This window comes from Streptomyces acidicola (assembly GCF_009377235.1).
Taxonomy (GTDB): domain Bacteria; phylum Actinomycetota; class Actinomycetes; order Streptomycetales; family Streptomycetaceae; genus Streptomyces; species Streptomyces acidicola.
This window is the reverse complement of record NZ_VMNX01000244.1, coordinates 1-14,330: the sequence shown is the minus strand read 5'-3', so window position 1 is coordinate 14,330 and position 14,330 is coordinate 1. Positions and strand designations below refer to the sequence as shown.

The 14,330-nt window shown below is 70.0% G+C and carries 12 protein-coding genes and 1 pseudogene; 6 read left to right on the top strand and 7 right to left on the bottom strand.

What is annotated here, in order from left to right; translation table 11 throughout:
• Both FPZ41_RS38375 and FPZ41_RS38370 read right to left on the bottom strand, forming a co-directional pair.
• Positions 1 to 386, bottom strand: a pseudogene (locus FPZ41_RS38375) (hypothetical protein); the annotation flags it as partial.
• Positions 383 to 943, bottom strand: a complete 561-nt coding sequence (locus FPZ41_RS38370; protein ID WP_322621266.1) for a SigE family RNA polymerase sigma factor — start codon at positions 941 to 943, stop codon at positions 383 to 385. The pseudogene FPZ41_RS38375 and the gene FPZ41_RS38370, both read right to left, overlap by 4 nt.
• Before the next feature lie 206 nt (positions 944 to 1,149).
• Between FPZ41_RS38370 and FPZ41_RS38365 the strand changes: the two genes are divergently transcribed.
• Positions 1,150 to 2,601, top strand: coding sequence for an NCS2 family permease (locus FPZ41_RS38365; protein WP_152868414.1), 1,452 nt, complete (start codon positions 1,150 to 1,152; stop codon positions 2,599 to 2,601).
• Positions 2,602 to 2,704: 103 nt separating this feature from the next.
• Here the strand turns inward: FPZ41_RS38365 and FPZ41_RS38360 are convergent, their stop codons facing one another.
• Entirely contained in the window at positions 2,705 to 4,168 is a 1,464-nt protein-coding gene (locus FPZ41_RS38360) for a peptidoglycan D,D-transpeptidase FtsI family protein (protein ID WP_152868412.1), read from the bottom strand.
• A gap of 344 nt (positions 4,169 to 4,512) precedes the next feature.
• Here FPZ41_RS38360 and FPZ41_RS38355 point away from each other — a divergent pair, with 344 nt between their 5' ends.
• The gene (locus tag FPZ41_RS38355) at positions 4,513 to 6,186 is read left to right on the top strand and encodes a hypothetical protein (RefSeq protein ID WP_228023260.1); all 1,674 of its coding nucleotides are present in this window, start codon (positions 4,513 to 4,515) and stop codon (positions 6,184 to 6,186) included.
• A gap of 6 nt (positions 6,187 to 6,192) precedes the next feature.
• Here FPZ41_RS38355 and FPZ41_RS38350 read toward each other — a convergent pair whose 3' ends face one another.
• The gene (locus FPZ41_RS38350) at positions 6,193 to 6,966 is read right to left on the bottom strand and encodes an IclR family transcriptional regulator (RefSeq protein ID WP_134040728.1); all 774 of its coding nucleotides are present in this window, start codon (positions 6,964 to 6,966) and stop codon (positions 6,193 to 6,195) included.
• Between the two features lie 166 nt (positions 6,967 to 7,132).
• Here FPZ41_RS38350 and FPZ41_RS38345 point away from each other — a divergent pair, with 166 nt between their 5' ends.
• The 4 genes from FPZ41_RS38345 to FPZ41_RS38330 all read left to right on the top strand — a co-directional run bounded on the left by FPZ41_RS38345 (position 7,133) and on the right by FPZ41_RS38330 (position 11,485).
• Entirely contained in the window at positions 7,133 to 8,662 is a 1,530-nt protein-coding gene (locus tag FPZ41_RS38345; protein WP_322621264.1) for an aldehyde dehydrogenase (NADP(+)), read from the top strand.
• 89 nt (positions 8,663 to 8,751) lie between these two features.
• Complete coding sequence (locus FPZ41_RS38340) at positions 8,752 to 9,360, top strand: DUF1349 domain-containing protein (RefSeq protein WP_131569248.1); 609 nt, start codon at positions 8,752 to 8,754, stop codon at positions 9,358 to 9,360.
• Positions 9,361 to 9,492: 132 nt separating this feature from the next.
• The gene (locus tag FPZ41_RS38335; RefSeq protein WP_152868408.1) at positions 9,493 to 10,218 is read left to right on the top strand and encodes a DsbA family oxidoreductase; all 726 of its coding nucleotides are present in this window, start codon (positions 9,493 to 9,495) and stop codon (positions 10,216 to 10,218) included.
• Positions 10,219 to 10,435: 217 nt separating this feature from the next.
• A complete protein-coding gene (locus tag FPZ41_RS38330) occupies positions 10,436 to 11,485 on the top strand; it encodes an aminotransferase class V-fold PLP-dependent enzyme (RefSeq protein WP_152868406.1) in 1,050 nt (349 codons plus the stop codon).
• Between the two features lie 124 nt (positions 11,486 to 11,609).
• Here the strand turns inward: FPZ41_RS38330 and thpD are convergent, their stop codons facing one another.
• From thpD to ectB, 3 genes are all read right to left on the bottom strand, one after another.
• Positions 11,610 to 12,515 (bottom strand): ectoine hydroxylase, encoded by a 906-nt coding sequence (gene thpD, locus FPZ41_RS38325; RefSeq protein ID WP_152868404.1) that lies wholly within the window; start codon positions 12,513 to 12,515, stop codon positions 11,610 to 11,612.
• Positions 12,516 to 12,521: 6 nt separating this feature from the next.
• Entirely contained in the window at positions 12,522 to 12,950 is a 429-nt protein-coding gene (locus FPZ41_RS38320; protein WP_322621263.1) for an ectoine synthase, read from the bottom strand.
• A 62-nt stretch (positions 12,951 to 13,012) separates the two neighbouring features.
• On the bottom strand, positions 13,013 to 14,284 hold the full coding sequence (ectB, locus tag FPZ41_RS38315) for a diaminobutyrate--2-oxoglutarate transaminase (protein ID WP_322621265.1): 1,272 nt from the start codon (positions 14,282 to 14,284) through the stop codon (positions 13,013 to 13,015).
• Positions 14,285 to 14,330: the final 46 nt, after the last annotated feature.

Sequence of the window (14,330 nt, the reverse complement as noted above, 5' to 3'; positions counted from 1 at the left end):
GTGCGTGAGGGGGTGGAACTCGGCTTCCTGTCCGGCTTTTCGGCCGAGGGGGTCGGGTCCGGCTTCACCGGCGGCGGGGACGGCGCGTCCGGGGACGGCGTCGGGGTGGGGGACACCGCGACCGTCCGGTCCGCCGGCTCGTCGCTCTTCACCGCCGAGGCCACCGCGTAGCCGCCCACCGCGAGGAGACCCGCGACCGCGGTCGTCGCGCCCACGACGCGGGCCCAGCCGGCCGCCGGCGGGTGCGTCCGGCGCCCGGGACGGGCCTCCCCGGCCATACCGCGCTCGATCCGGGCCAGGATGCGGGCGCGGTCGGGCTCGTGCGCCTCGCCCGCCTCGCGCAGGCGGGCGCGCAGCTCCTCGTGCACGTCCCGCACCTCTTTCATTGGTTCCTTCCTCCAGCGGCCCCGGACACCGCCCGGTGGATCTGCCGCGGTGCGTCCTGCGACCCGAGCAACCGCTGGAGCTCGGCCATCCCCTTCGACGTCTGGCTCTTCACCGTACCGACCGACACTCCCAGCGCGAGCGCGGTGTCCTTCTCCGAGAGGTCGAAGGAGTGCCGCAGCACCACGCACGCCCGCTTGCGGAACGGCAGCCGGCGCAGCGCCTCCTGAACGTCGATCATGCCGGGCACGTCGGGAATCTCGGTCCTCTCCTCACGCTGCGACCAGAACAGGGTGATCCGGCGGCGCTCGCGGACGGCGCTGCGGATGCGGGTACGGGCCAGATTGGCGACCACGCCGCGGGCGTACGCCACCGGATGGTCGGCCGCGCGTACCCGGTCCCAGCGGTGCCAGAGCGCGAGCAGCGCGTCCGCCGCGAGGTCGTCCGCCGCGTCCGCCTCACCCGTCAGCAGATGGGCCAGCCTGGCCAGTTCGGCGTAGTGCCGTTCGAAGAAGGCGTGGAACTCCGCAGAGGCTGCGTCGTCGACGACCGTGCCCACGGGCGACCTCTCCCCTCGCTGCGACTCCTTGCACCCGGCGGGTGTCTGTGTCATGTAGCTGACAGGAGTTGACTGACAGGCAGGAGGCCATCTTGCAGGCCGAACTCTGCATCCGTAACACGGAGAAAACCTGAAACCAGTTCAACGAGGGAACAATCCAGCCAGCGTTCCCCGCATCCCGCACGCACCTTACGAGGAGTACCGCCATGTCCGAAGCACAGCAGGTGGCCGATCGGCCGGGCGCCGCGCCACCCGGGGCGAACAGCGTCGATCGCTTCTTCAGGATCACCGCCCGGGGCTCCACCATCGCCCGGGAGATACGCGGCGGCTTCGCCACCTTCTTCACGATGGCGTACATCCTTGTCCTGAATCCCATCATCCTGGGCAGCGCCAAGGACAAGTTCGGGCACCAGCTCGACGGCGCCGAACTCGTCACCGCCACCGCGCTCGTGGCCGCGGTGATGACGATCATCATGGGTGTGGGAGGCAACCTTCCCCTCGCGCTGGCCGCCGGCCTCGGCCTCAACGCCGTCGTAGCCTTCCAGATAGCCCCGCTGATGAGCTGGGCCGACGCGATGGGCCTGGTGGTCCTCGAAGGCCTGCTCATCTGCGTCCTGGTGGTCACCGGGCTGCGCGAGGCCGTCATGCACGCCATCCCGCAGTCGCTCAAGCAGGCGATCAGCGTCGGCATCGGCCTGTTCATCGCCTTCATCGGCTTCGTCGACGCCGGGTTCGTCAGCCGTATACCCGACGTCGCGAACACCACCGTCCCGGTTCAGCTCGGCGCGACCGGAGCGCTGTCCGGCTGGCCCGTCCTCGTCTTCTGCCTCGGCGTGCTGCTGACCATCGGTCTGCTCGCCCGCAGGGTCAGGGGCGCGATCCTGATCAGCATCCTCGTCATGACGGTCGTCGCGATCGTGATCGACTCGGTCGCCGACATCAAGAGCTGGGGCCTGACGACGCCGAAGGTCCCCGACGACATCGTGGCCGCGCCCGAGTTCGGGCTGCTCGGGAACTTCAGCCTGTTCGGCGCGTTCGGCGAGACCACCGTCATCACGGTCGTCCTGCTGCTCTTCACCCTCATCCTGTCCGACTTCTTCGACACCATGGGCACGGTCGTCGGCATCAGCGCCGAGGCCGGACTCCTCGACGAGCAGGGCAGGGTGCCGAACCTCGGCCGGGTCCTGCTCATCGATGGTGCGGCGGCGGTCGCCGGCGGTGCCTCGTCCTCGTCCTCGGCGACCTCGTACATCGAGTCGGCGGCGGGCGTCGGCGAGGGCGCGCGCACCGGCTTCGCCAACCTGGTCACCGGCGGTCTCTTCGCCTGCGCGCTGTTCCTGACCCCGCTGCTGACCATCGTCCCGATGCAGGCCGCCGCGCCGGCGCTCGTCGCGGTCGGGTTCCTGATGATGACCCAGGTCAAGCACATCGACTGGGACAAGTACGAGATCGCCATCCCCGCGTTCCTGACGATCGCCGTGATGCCGTTCACCTACTCGATCACCAACGGCATCGGCGCGGGCTTCGTCGCGTACGTCCTGATCAAGACGGTGCTAGGCAAGGCCAGGCAGGTGCACTGGCTGCTGTGGGGCACCTCGGCGCTGTTCCTGGTGTACTTCGCGATCGACCCGATCGAGCAGCTCTTCGGCGTGAAGTGACCGTTGGTCCGACCTGACGACGACGGGCCGCCCCCGGGGGGAAGGGGGCGGCCCGTCTGCCTGTTCAGACGGCCTTCGTGCGCCGGGGGTTCACTTCTGGGCCTCAGTTCTTCAGTGCCGCCTGCATCACGGCCTTCGCCACCGGGGCCGCCAGCCCGTTGCCGCTGACCTCGGAGCGGGCCGCGTCGGACTGCTCGACGATCACCGCGACGGCGACCTCCTTGCCGTTCGTGTCCGACTTCGCGTACGAGGTGAACCAGGCGTACGGCGTCTGGCTGTTGTTCTCGCCGTGCTGGGCCGTACCCGTCTTGCCGCCGACGGTGGCCCCGGAGATCCGTGCGTTGGTACCCGTGCCCTGGTCCACCACGGTCTGCATCGCCGACTGGAGCTGCTCGGCCGTGGAGGAGCTGACGATCTCCTTCGTGCCCGCCCCGCTGTCGTAGTCCTCGATCACCTTGCCCTCGGCGTCACTGGTCCGGGACACCAGGTGCGGCGAGACCAGCTTGCCGCCGTTGGCGATGGCCGCCGAGACCATCGCCATCTGGAGCGGGGTGGCGGTCACATCGAACTGGCCGATGCCCGACAGAGCGGTCTGCGCCTTGTCCATGTTGGAGGCGTACGACGGGTACACGCTCTCGTACGCGCGCACCGGCACGTCCTGCGCGGTGTCGTTGAAGCCGAACTTCTCCGCCATCGCCCTGACCTTGTCCTGCCCCAGGTCGACGGCCATCTTCGCGAAGACGTTGTTGCACGAGTACTGCAGGGCCACCCGGATCGAGGCGTTCTCACACGGGGCGTTCGGGTTCTCGTTCGTCAGGTCGCGGTTCGTGAGGGGGAGCGTGTACGGGTCGGGGCTGTCGGTCCTCGTGTCCACCGACGCGTACAGTCCGTCCTCCAGCGCGGCGGCCGCGACGACCAGCTTGAACGTGGACCCCGGCGGCAGGGGCTGCCGGAGCGCGCGGTTGACCAGCGGCTTGTCGCCGTCCTGGGTCAGCTTCCGCCAGGTGTCCCCGTCGTTCGTCCCGCTGATCGTGCCCGGGTCGTAGGACGGTGTGGAGACGACCCCGAGGATCTTCCCGGTCGCCGGGTCGATGGCGACGGCCGCGCCCTTCTTGCTGCCGAGCGCCTCGTACGCGGCCCGCTGTACGTCGGGGTCGATGGTCGTGACCACGTCGCCGGGTGCGGCGCGCTCGTTGGTGATGACGTTCAGCGGGTTCTTCAGCTGTGTGTCCGTGCCGTCGAGGAGGTCCCGGTAGACGCCCTCCAGCTGCGTCGCCCCGTACACCTGCGAGCTGTAGCCGGTCACGGCCGCGTACAGCGCGCCGTCCTTGTACGTGCGCTTGTACGCGAGGTCGCTGCCCGTGGTCCGCTTCGAGCCGGTGATCGCGTCGCCGGCCACGATGATGTTCCCGAGCGGCTGCGCGTACTGCTGCATCACGTTCCGCCGGTTGTTCTTGCTGTCCGCGAGCGCCCGGCCTTCGTAGAACTGCACCCAGGTCGCCCGGATCAGCAAGGACAACACGAGCAGCAGGGTGAAGACGGCGGTCCGCCTGATCGTCTTGTTCATCGCGCTCGAAAAGACGAACAGGATTGGGTCAATCGTTCCCTTCTGGGGGTTTTCTCATGGTGCCTTCATAGAGCCCGACTCGTAGGCCTACGCCGCACCTCTTGCCCGGCGACGATCCGTCTCCGCCGGACGGGGGAGACGCACTCGTCCGCGCCGAGCCGGGTTGGCGACTGCTGGTTCGGTTGTTGGCCATGGCTGGTCGGTGTGTCCCTCGTCAGGGTGAACGGGGCCGGTTACCGGGATTCTGTGCGTACTCGGAACGCATGATCGGTGGTGGCAGCTGAGTTCGTGACGGTCCAGGGAGAGGGGGGCCTGTGGCGCGTCAGCGTGCAGGGAAGCGTGCGTTGCGTGCGGTCGCGGCCCCGTTCACTGTGGCCGCGCCCTCGGGTGCGCGGATCCGGGACCGGCTGCGTGTCGATGTCGCGGACGAGGAGGTCCTCACCCTGGTGGGGCAGCATCTGGGCCGTCATCAGCGGGCGGATCTCGCTGAGCGCGTGGCGATCGGTCCGGTGCCGGTGAGGGACAACCGGCGGGCCGGGCGGAAGAGGAAGCTGACGGCCGTGTCGTCGTCGCGCTGGGCGGGGGCGATGACCCGCGCCAGTGAGGACCAGTACCAGCTGAGCATGCGCTGCCTGTACGACGAGCGTGCCGGACTGCGGCGCGCCATCGGGACGATCACCCGTCGCCTCGCGGTGCCGTGCGGGCAGCGCACGGGCCGGGTGCGCGGCTACCGGGATCAGGGCGAACGCTTCCAGAAGCAGCGCCGCCTCCAGGCGCTCGAAGTCCGTCTTGCCGTGGTCGAGGAACGCATCGCCCAGGGGCGGCCGTCCGTGGTCGTGGGCGGTGGCCGTCTGGTGAAGATGCGGCACAACCTGGCCGATGCCCGGCTCACGGCCGAGGACTGGCGCACGCGGTGGGAGGCGGCCCGGCTGTTCCTCACCGCGGACGGCGAGTCCGGTGCCTCGCACGGGAACTACACCATCAGCGTGGATCCGGCGGACGGCAGCGTGACGATCGTGCTGCCCGAACCGCTCCGGCATCTCGCGAACGCACCACGTGGCCGCTACCGGCTCTCGTGCACGGTCGCTTTCCACCATCGCAGGGAGGAGTGGCTGGACCGCGTCACCGCGAACCAGGCCGTCCGCTACGACATCGTGCACGACCCCGTACGTGACCGCTGGTACCTCGACGCCTCCTGGTCGGCGCCGAAGACCGTGCTGCCCGCGCCGGAGGAGATCAGGGCGGCAGGCAGGCGCATGCTCGCGGTCGACCTGAACGCCGACCACCTCGCCGCGTACGTCCTCGACCCGCACGGCAACCCGGTCGGCGAACCCCTCACAGTGCCACTGGAGCTGACCGGCGACGCGACCCGGCGGGACGGAAGACTGCGGGCCGCAGTCACCTCGCTGATCGGGCTGGCCAAGGCCCACGGCTGTGCCGGGATCGTGATCGAGAACCTGGGCTTCACCGACGCCCGGCACACGGGCCGGGAGACGATGGGACGCGGCCGGCGCGGCAAGGCCTTCCGCCGTACGGTGGCCGGCATCCCGACCGCGAGGTTCAGGGAGCGGCTGCGCGGCATGGCATACCACCAGGGGCTGGTCGTGGTCGCTGTCGATCCGGCCTACACCTCCCGCTGGGGAGACGCCCACTGGCGAAGGCCCCTCGACGATCAATCGAAGACCACTGTCACCCGGCATCACGCGGCCGCGGTGGCGATCGGCAGACGCGCTCTCGGGCATCGGATCCGGCGTCGGCCAGGTGTGACCGCTTGCGACCGGAGGATCGCACAGCGGAGAGCTACCGGCCAGACCGCATCCGTCCCGAGAGCGCGTGGGAACGCGAGCCCACCCAGGACCACAGGCACGCTCCCCGAGGGCGGCAAGACCTGCTGGAGCCGAAGTGACCAGCTCGTGCTGTGCCCCGCACCCAGGACCGTTCGGGGTGCACCCGGCGCCAGACACCACACACCTGGCCCGGAATACGTTGATTCGGCCAACACTGGCCCACAACACTAGGAACGGTCAGAGCCTGCGCGTCGCCAGCGTCAGACGGTCCCGGGCGTCGAACAGGGCGTCCTTCACCATCTGCTCATGGGCCGGAGTGAGGCGGGCCACCGGCACCGAGCAGCTGATGGCGTCGCGGGCGGGCGTGCGGTACGGGATCGCGACGCCGAAGCAGCGCAGCCCCAGCGTGTTCTCCTCGCGGTCCACGGCGAAGCCCTGCTCGCGGACCTGATGGAGCTCCTCGATGAGCTTCTCGCGGTCGGTGATCGTGTGCTCGGTCAGCGCGGGGAGGGTCTCCGGGAGCATCTTGCGGACCTGCTCGTCCGTGTGCGTGGCGAGCAAGGCCTTGCCGAGCGAGGTCGAGTGGGCCGGCAGACGGCGGCCCACGCGCGTGAAGGGGCGCAGATAGTGCTGGGACTGGCGGGTCGCGAGGTAGACGACGTTCGTGCCGTCCAGGCGCGCCAGGTGGATCGTCTCCGTCGTGTCGTCCGAGAGGCGGTCCAGCGTCGGCCGGGCCACGGCCACCACCTCGTCGCCGTCGATGTACGAGGTGCCGACCAGCAGCGCGCGCACCCCGATGCCGTACCGCGTGCCCGTCGCGTCCGTCTCGACCCAGCCGAGGTCGACGAGCGTGCGGAGCAGCATGTAGAGGCTGGACTTGGGGTAGCCCACCGCTTCCTGCACGGCTGCCAGGGAGTGCATGCCGGGGCGGCCGGCGAAGTACTCCAGCAGTTCCACGGTGCGTACGGCGGACTTGACCTGTGCCCCGCCGCCAGTCTCGCCTGCCGACATCGCCCTTGACCCCTTCGTTCGACGAGAAGCTGAAGATATAGTCTCGGACAGCATATTCATCATCAGAGACGGTGTTCAGCATATCGAACGTCCCTGGTGGGTGACGTAACAACTGCGGCAGATCAAACGGCATTCAACAGCGCCATTCAATGTGGAGGGACCCGCGGTGGCAGCAGCACCAGTCTGGAGTGTCGACCCCCGAACCGGGAAGCAGCGTGAACAGGTCGCGGTGGAGGCCACGGCCCAGGAGGTCGACGAAGCCGTCCGCGCCGCCCACGCCGCGCGCGGCGCCCTCGCCGACCGTACCGTCCGCGCCGCGTTCCTGCGCTCCGCCGCCGACCAGCTCGAGGCCGCCAAGGAGCACCTCGTCGAGGCCGCCGACGCGGAGAGCGCGCTCGGCCCGGTCCGGCTCACCGGTGAGCTCGCCCGCACCTGCTACCAGCTGCGGGCCTTCGCGGACATCGTCGACGAGGGCGCCTTCCTCGACGTGGTGATCAACCACCCCGACGACACGGCGACCCCGCCGATCCCGGACCTGCGCCGCTACAAGGTGCCGCTCGGGGTCGTGGCCGTCTACTCCGCCTCGAACTTCCCGTTCGCCTTCTCGGTCGCGGGCGGCGACACGGCGAGCGCGCTGGCGGCGGGCTGCCCCGTCGTCGTCAAGGCCCACCCCGACCACCCGGCGCTGTCCGAGATGGTCGCGGCCGCGCTGCGCCGGGCCGCCGCCGAGCACGGCATCCCCGCGGGTGTCGTCGGTCTCGTGCACGGCTTCGAGGCGGGCGTCGAGCTGGTCAGGCATCCGCTGGTCACGGCGGCCGGCTTCACCGGTTCCGTACGGGGCGGCCGTGCCCTCTTCGACGCGGCGGCCGCGCGTCCGGTGCCGATCCCGTTCCACGGTGAGCTGGGCTCCCTCAACCCCGTGCTGATCACGGAGGCCGCGGCCACCGAGCGCGCCGAGGCCATCGGGGCCGGGCTCGCGGGCTCGATGACGCTGGGTGTGGGCCAGTTCTGCGTGAAGCCGGGGCTGGTGCTGGCGCCGACCGGTGCGGCCGGTGACCGGCTCCTCAAGTCGCTGACCGATGCGGTGAGCGACGTCGACGCCGGGGTGCTGCTGGACCACCGCATGCGGGACAACTTCATCGCCGGTGTCGCCGAGCGTGCCGAGCTGCCCGACGTGGAGTCGCCGGTCACCGCGGGTGCGGGCGGCGAGCACACGGTGAGCCCGGGCTTCCTCACCGTCGCCGCGAGCAGGCTGGCGGCCGAGGGCGAGCACGATCTGCTCCTGGAGGAGTGCTTCGGGCCGCTCACCGTCGTGGTGCGCTACGAGGACGAGTCCGAGGCGAACGCGGTGCTCTCGCGTCTGCCGGGCAACCTCACGGCGACCGTGCACCTGTCGGGCGAGGAGGCCGCGGGCGAGGGCCGGGGCGCCGAGATCCTCGCCGAGCTGACGCCGCTCGCGGGACGTGTGCTCGTGAACGGCTGGCCGACGGGAGTGGCCGTCGCTCCGGCCCAGCACCACGGAGGTCCGTACCCGGCCACGACCTCGACGTCCACGTCCGTGGGCGGGACCGCCATCGAGCGGTGGCTGCGGCCGGTCGCGTATCAGGGAGCTCCCGCGGCCCTGCTGCCCGCCGAGCTCCGCGACGACAATCCGCTGGGCCTGCCGCGGCGCTTCAACGGGCGGCTGGAGAGGTAGTCCCCGCACCCCGGAGAACGCGTGGTTTCCCGCGCCCCTGAGCGGGGCGCGGTACCACACCCGGCCATGGGACCTGGGACACTCTCCCAATGGACGTGAAGATTCCCGAACTCTCCTTTCCTCTGCGTACCTATGGTCCCGATGGGCACTGGTCCCACGAGGACGGTGTGCTCAGCGGGTGGGCAGGGGCGCGGGAGGACCGGTTCGTGCCGCCCACCGGTGACTCGCTGGACCCCGTGTCGGACGCGCCGCGGCTGCTGGGCGCGCCGGAGGGGGACTTCCAGCTGATCGCCCGCGTCACGGTGGGCTTCGCGGCCTCCTTCGACGCGGGAGCCCTCTACGTCCATGTGGGCCCGCGGGCCTGGGCGAAGCTGTGCCTGGAGTACTCGCCGGACGTGCCCACGGTCTGCACGGTCGTCACCCGCGGCCACTCGGACGACGCCAACTCCTTCACCGTGGAGGGCAGTTCGGTCTGGCTCCGGGTCAGCCGCACCGGCCGGGCCTTCGCCTTCCACGCCTCCCGCGACGGCAAGAAGTGGACCTTCGTCCGGCTGTTCACCCTCGGCGACGAGGAGCCGGCGTCGGCTGCGCTCGTCGGCTTCATGACCCAGTCCCCGGTGGGTGAGGGGTGCGTGGTCACGTTCGACCACATCGAGTACCGCGACGCCTGGCCGGACGGGCTGCGCGACGGCAGCTGAGGAGCGCGGCCCGTGCGGTGGACCGCGGTGCGGGAAGGAATGAACCGGGCTGCTTGAAGGTTCATCCAGTGACAGCGAGGGGACGGAGCTGTCTTTCGTCCCCGTGACCCCGACCTGGAGAGAGCCGCCACCATGCGCGTCGAGATCTGGAGCGACATCGCCTGCCCCTGGTGCTATGTGGGCAAGGCCCGCTTCGAGAAGGCGCTCGACGCCTTCCCGCACCGCGACCAGGTCGAGGTGGTGCACCGCTCCTTCGAGCTCGACCCGCACCGCGCCAAGGGCGACACCGAACCCGTCCTGAAGATGCTGAGCCAGAAGTACGGGATGAGCGGGGCGCAGGCGCAGGCAGGGGAGGAGAACCTGCGGGTCCAGGCCGCCGCCGAGGGCCTGGCGTACCGCGCCGAGGGCCGCGACCACGGCAACACCTTCGACCTGCACCGCCTCCTCCACCTCGCCAAGGAGCAGGGCAGGCAGGACGCGCTGATCCAGATCCTGTACCGCGCGAACTTCGCCGACGAGCGGTCCGTCTTCGCCGACGCCGACACGTACCTCGTCGAGCTCGCCGTCGAGGCCGGCCTCGACGCGGACGACGCCCGCAAGGTCCTCGCCGATCCGCAGGCGTACGCCGACGAGGTGCGCGCCGACGAGCGCGAGGCCGCACAGCTCGGCGCGAACGGCGTGCCCTTCTTCGTCCTCGACCGCAAGTACGGCGTGTCGGGCGCCCAGCCCGCCGAGGTCTTCGCCCGGGCCCTGACCCAGGCGTGGGGCGACAGGCCACCGCTTCGGCTCCTCCAGGATGAGGACGCCTCGGCGGAGGCCTGCGGGCCGGACGGGTGCGACGTGCCTCCGGCGGGGTGAGGGTTTGCGGGGAGCGCCGTCGGGGTGAGTTCGTCTGCGGGCTGCGGGTTGTCCGTGGCTGGTCGCGCCCACGCGGCGGAGCCGCATGTCCGATACAGACCCGCGCCCCTTTCGGGGCGCGACAGTCCAGGTCACGGGTCATGCATAAGCATCGCTTCGGGGAACCGGACAAAACATCTCAATGGACGGTGAGAACCGAGGGCCTCAGAGTGGACCCATGGAGACCTTCGAGAGCCTCGTCAAAGCCGAGTTCGCCCCGAAGAACACATACCTGAACACCGCGAGCACCGGGCTGCTGCCGGCCCGGACGGTGGACGCCATGCGGGTCGCCGTGGAGTCCGCGGCCGTCGGCAGGCCCACGGACATGTTCGCGGACGTGGAGGCGGCCCGCGCCTGCCTCGCCCGGCTGCTCGGGGTTCCCGGTCGCAGGGTCGCGGCCGGCGCCTCCGTCGCCGTCTACAGCGGTCTGATCGCCGCCTCGCTGCCCGAGGGCGCCGAGGTCCTCACCGCCGAGGCCGACTTCGCCTCCGTGGTGAACCCCTTCCACATGCGCCGCGACCTGAAGGTGCGCGCGGTCCCGCTGGAGGGGATCGCCGAGTCGGTGCGCGCCGGTACCGCGCTCGTCGCGGTCAGCGCCGCCCAGTCCGCCGACGGCCGCATCGCCGACCTGGACGCGATCCGCGAGGCCGCCCGCACCCAGGGCGCGCGGACCTACATCGACGCCTCCCAGGCGGCCGGGTGGCTGCCCCTCGACGCGGACGCCTACGACTACGTCGCCGCCGTCGCCTTCAAGTGGCTCGTCTGCCCGCGCGGCGCGGCCTTCCTGGTCGTCCCGGAGGACCTCGGCGGACTCACCCCCTTCTTCGCCGGCTGGGTCGCGGGAGAGCACCCCTGGGACAGCTGCTACGGCCCCGTCGAGGAACTCGCCCACTCCGCCCGCCGGTTCGACGAGAGCCCCGCGCTGTTCTCCTACGCGGGCACGCGGACCTCACTCGAACTCATCGAGGAACTGGGCGTGGAGAACATCAGGAAGCACGACCTCGCCCTGGCCGAACGCTTCCTCACGGGACTCCGCACGCTGGGCCACGCCCCCGTCCCCGCGCCCGGCTCACCCATCGTCTCCGTGCCCGGACTCGGCCACCGGCAGGCGCAGTTGAGCCGCGCCGGAGTCGAGGTCTCCGACCGGGCGGGCAACTTGAGGGCGGCCTTCCACCTGTACAACACGCCCGCCGACGTCGACCGGCTCCTCGACGTCCTGTCCGGCTGACTTGCTGGAGACGGTGGTGGCGCTGTCCTGGCTGTGACCGCCCCGGCTGCGACCGTCTCACCGACGTGGCCGGGCCCGGCACCTCACGTGGAGGCGCCGGGCCCGTTCAGCCGTACTCCGTGGGTCACTTCACCGGGGTGAAGTCCCTTGCCCCGATGAACTCCGGCCGGCGCACCGGTGCCGCGAACGGCTCGACCGCCGTGTTCTCCACGCTGTTGAACACGATGAACACGTTGCTGCGCGGGAACGGCGTGATGTTGTCGCCGGAGCCGTGCATGCAGTTGCAGTCGAACCAGGTCGCAGAACCGGCCTTGCCCGTGAACAGCTTGATGCCGTACTCACCGGCCATGGCGGTCAGCGCCTCGTCGGACGGGGTGCCCGCGTCCTGCATCTGGAGCGACTTCTTGTAGTTGTCCTGCGGTGTGGCCCCCGCACACCCGAGGAACGTGCGGTGCGACCTCGGCATGATCATCAGGCCGCCGTTGGTGTCGTGGTTCTCGGTCAGCGCGATCGAGACGGACACCGTGCGCATGTTCGGCAGACCGTCCTCGGCGTGCCAGGTCTCGAAGTCGGAGTGCCAGTAGAAGCCGCTGGCCCCGAAGCCCGGCTTGACGTTGATCCGTGACTGGTGGACGTACACGTCCGAGCCGAGGATCTGCCGCGCCCGCCCGACGACGCGCTCGTCGCGCACGAGGTTCGCGAACACCTCACTGATCCGGTGCACCTCGAAGACGGACCGGATCTCCTTCGACTTCGGCTCGACGATCGAGCGTTCGTCGGCGCGGATCTCCGGATCGGTCACGAGCCGCTCCAGCTCGGCGTGGTAGAGGGCGACCTCGTCCTCGCCGATGAGCTCTTCGACGGCCAGGAATCCGTCACGCTCGAACGCCTGGAGGTCGGCGCTCGCGATCGGGCCGGGCGTGCCGGGTGCGCTCCAGACGACCGGGTCCTGGCGCGGCACGGACACCTCGGTGGCACCCCGGCTGGGGTAGAGGTCGGGGACGGCGGTGGGCGTGGACGTCGTGGTCATGGTCAGTCAGGCCTCCTCGGTCAGCTGGGGGTCCCCCCAGGCCTCCGGCTCTGGGGGAGGATAGACGCCGTTCTCGTCATGGTCCTCCCGTCCGGTCACGGGGGGATTGAAGACACAGATGCAGCGGAAGTCCTGCTTGATCCGCATCGTGTGCCGCTCGTGCCCGTCGAGGAGGTACATGGTTCCGGGCGTGATCGTGTACTTCTGCCCGGTCTCGTCGTCGGTGAGCTCGGCCTCGCCCTCGACGCACACGACGGCCTCGATGTGGTTCGCGTACCACATGGACGTCTCCGTACCCGCGTACAGGACGGTCTCGTGCAGCGAGAAGCCGACCTTCTCCTTGGCCAGGACGATGCGCTTGCTCTCCCACGTACCGGACGCCGCTCTGACGTGCCGGTCGGTGCCTTCGAGCTCTTTGAAAGAACGGACGATCACGGTGCTGTGACGCCTCCTCGGTGTGGTGGTGGGGTGGTGGGTGGTTGCTGCGCGGATGTGGTTCAGGCGGTTTCGCGTACGGCGCGGGCCAGGGTGCGCAGACCCTCGTCCAGCTCGTCGGGCGTGATGGTGAGCGCGGGGAGCAGCTTGACGACCTCGCTCTCCGGGCCGGACGTCTCGATGAGCAGCCCGAGTTCGAAGGCGCGCTTGGCGACCCGGTCCGCGCGATCCTTGTCGTGGAACTCGATGCCCCACACCAGCCCGCGACCGCGGTACTCCTTGACGTCGGTGAGGTTCTCCTCGGTGATGGAGACCAGCGCCTGCTCGACCTGCTCGCCACGCCCACGGGTCTGCTTCTCCATGGCGGAGCCGTCGGCCCAGTACGTCTCCAGGGCCGCGGCGGCCGTCACGAACGCCGGGTTGTTGCCGCGGAAGGTGCCGTTGTGCTCGCCCGGCTCCCAGATGTCGAGCTCCGGCTTGAACAGGCACAGCGACATGGGCAGCCCGTACCCGCTGATCGACTTGGACACGGTGACGATGTCCGGCGTGATGCCCGCCTCCTCGAACGAGAAGAAGGCACCGGTCCGTCCGCAGCCCATCTGGATGTCGTCGACGATCAACAGCATGTCCTGGCGGTGGCACAGGTCCTTCAGCGCCCGCAGCCACTCCGGGCGGGCCACATTGATGCCGCCCTCGCCCTGCACGGTCTCGACGATCACGGCGGCGGGTTTGTTGAGCCCGGAGCCCTGGTCCTCCAGGAGCCGCTCGAACCAGAGGAAGTCCGGGACCTGGCCGTCGAAGTAGTTGTCGAACGGCATGGGCGTGCCGTGCACCAGCGGAATCCCGGCGCCGGCCCGCTTGAAGGCGTTGCCGGTCACGGCGAGCGAGCCGAGGGACATCCCGTGGAAGGCGTTGGTGAAGGAGACGATGGCCTCCCGGCCCTTCACCTTCCGCGCCAGTTTCAGCGCGGACTCCACGGCGTTGGTACCGGTGGGGCCCGGGAACATGACCTTGTACGGCAGGTCGCGCGGCCGCAGCACCAGGTTCTGGAAGGCCTCAAGGAAGGCGCGTTTGGCGGTTGTCGACATGTCGAGCCCGTGGGTGACGCCGTCGCGCTCCAGGTAGTCGATCAACGCCCGTTTCAGTACGGGGTTGTTGTGGCCGTAGTTGAGTGATCCGGCACCGGCGAAGAAGTCCAGGTAGGCGTGGCCGTCCTCGTCGTACATACGGCTGCCCTGTGCGCGGTCGAAGACGGTGGGCCAGCCGCGGCAGTAGCTGCGCACCTCCGACTCCAGGGTCTCGAAGACACTCAGGTCGGGCTGGGTGATGGTCACGGCGATTCGCTCCTCGGTGCGTGGGGGGAGACGGACGGTGTGGGGG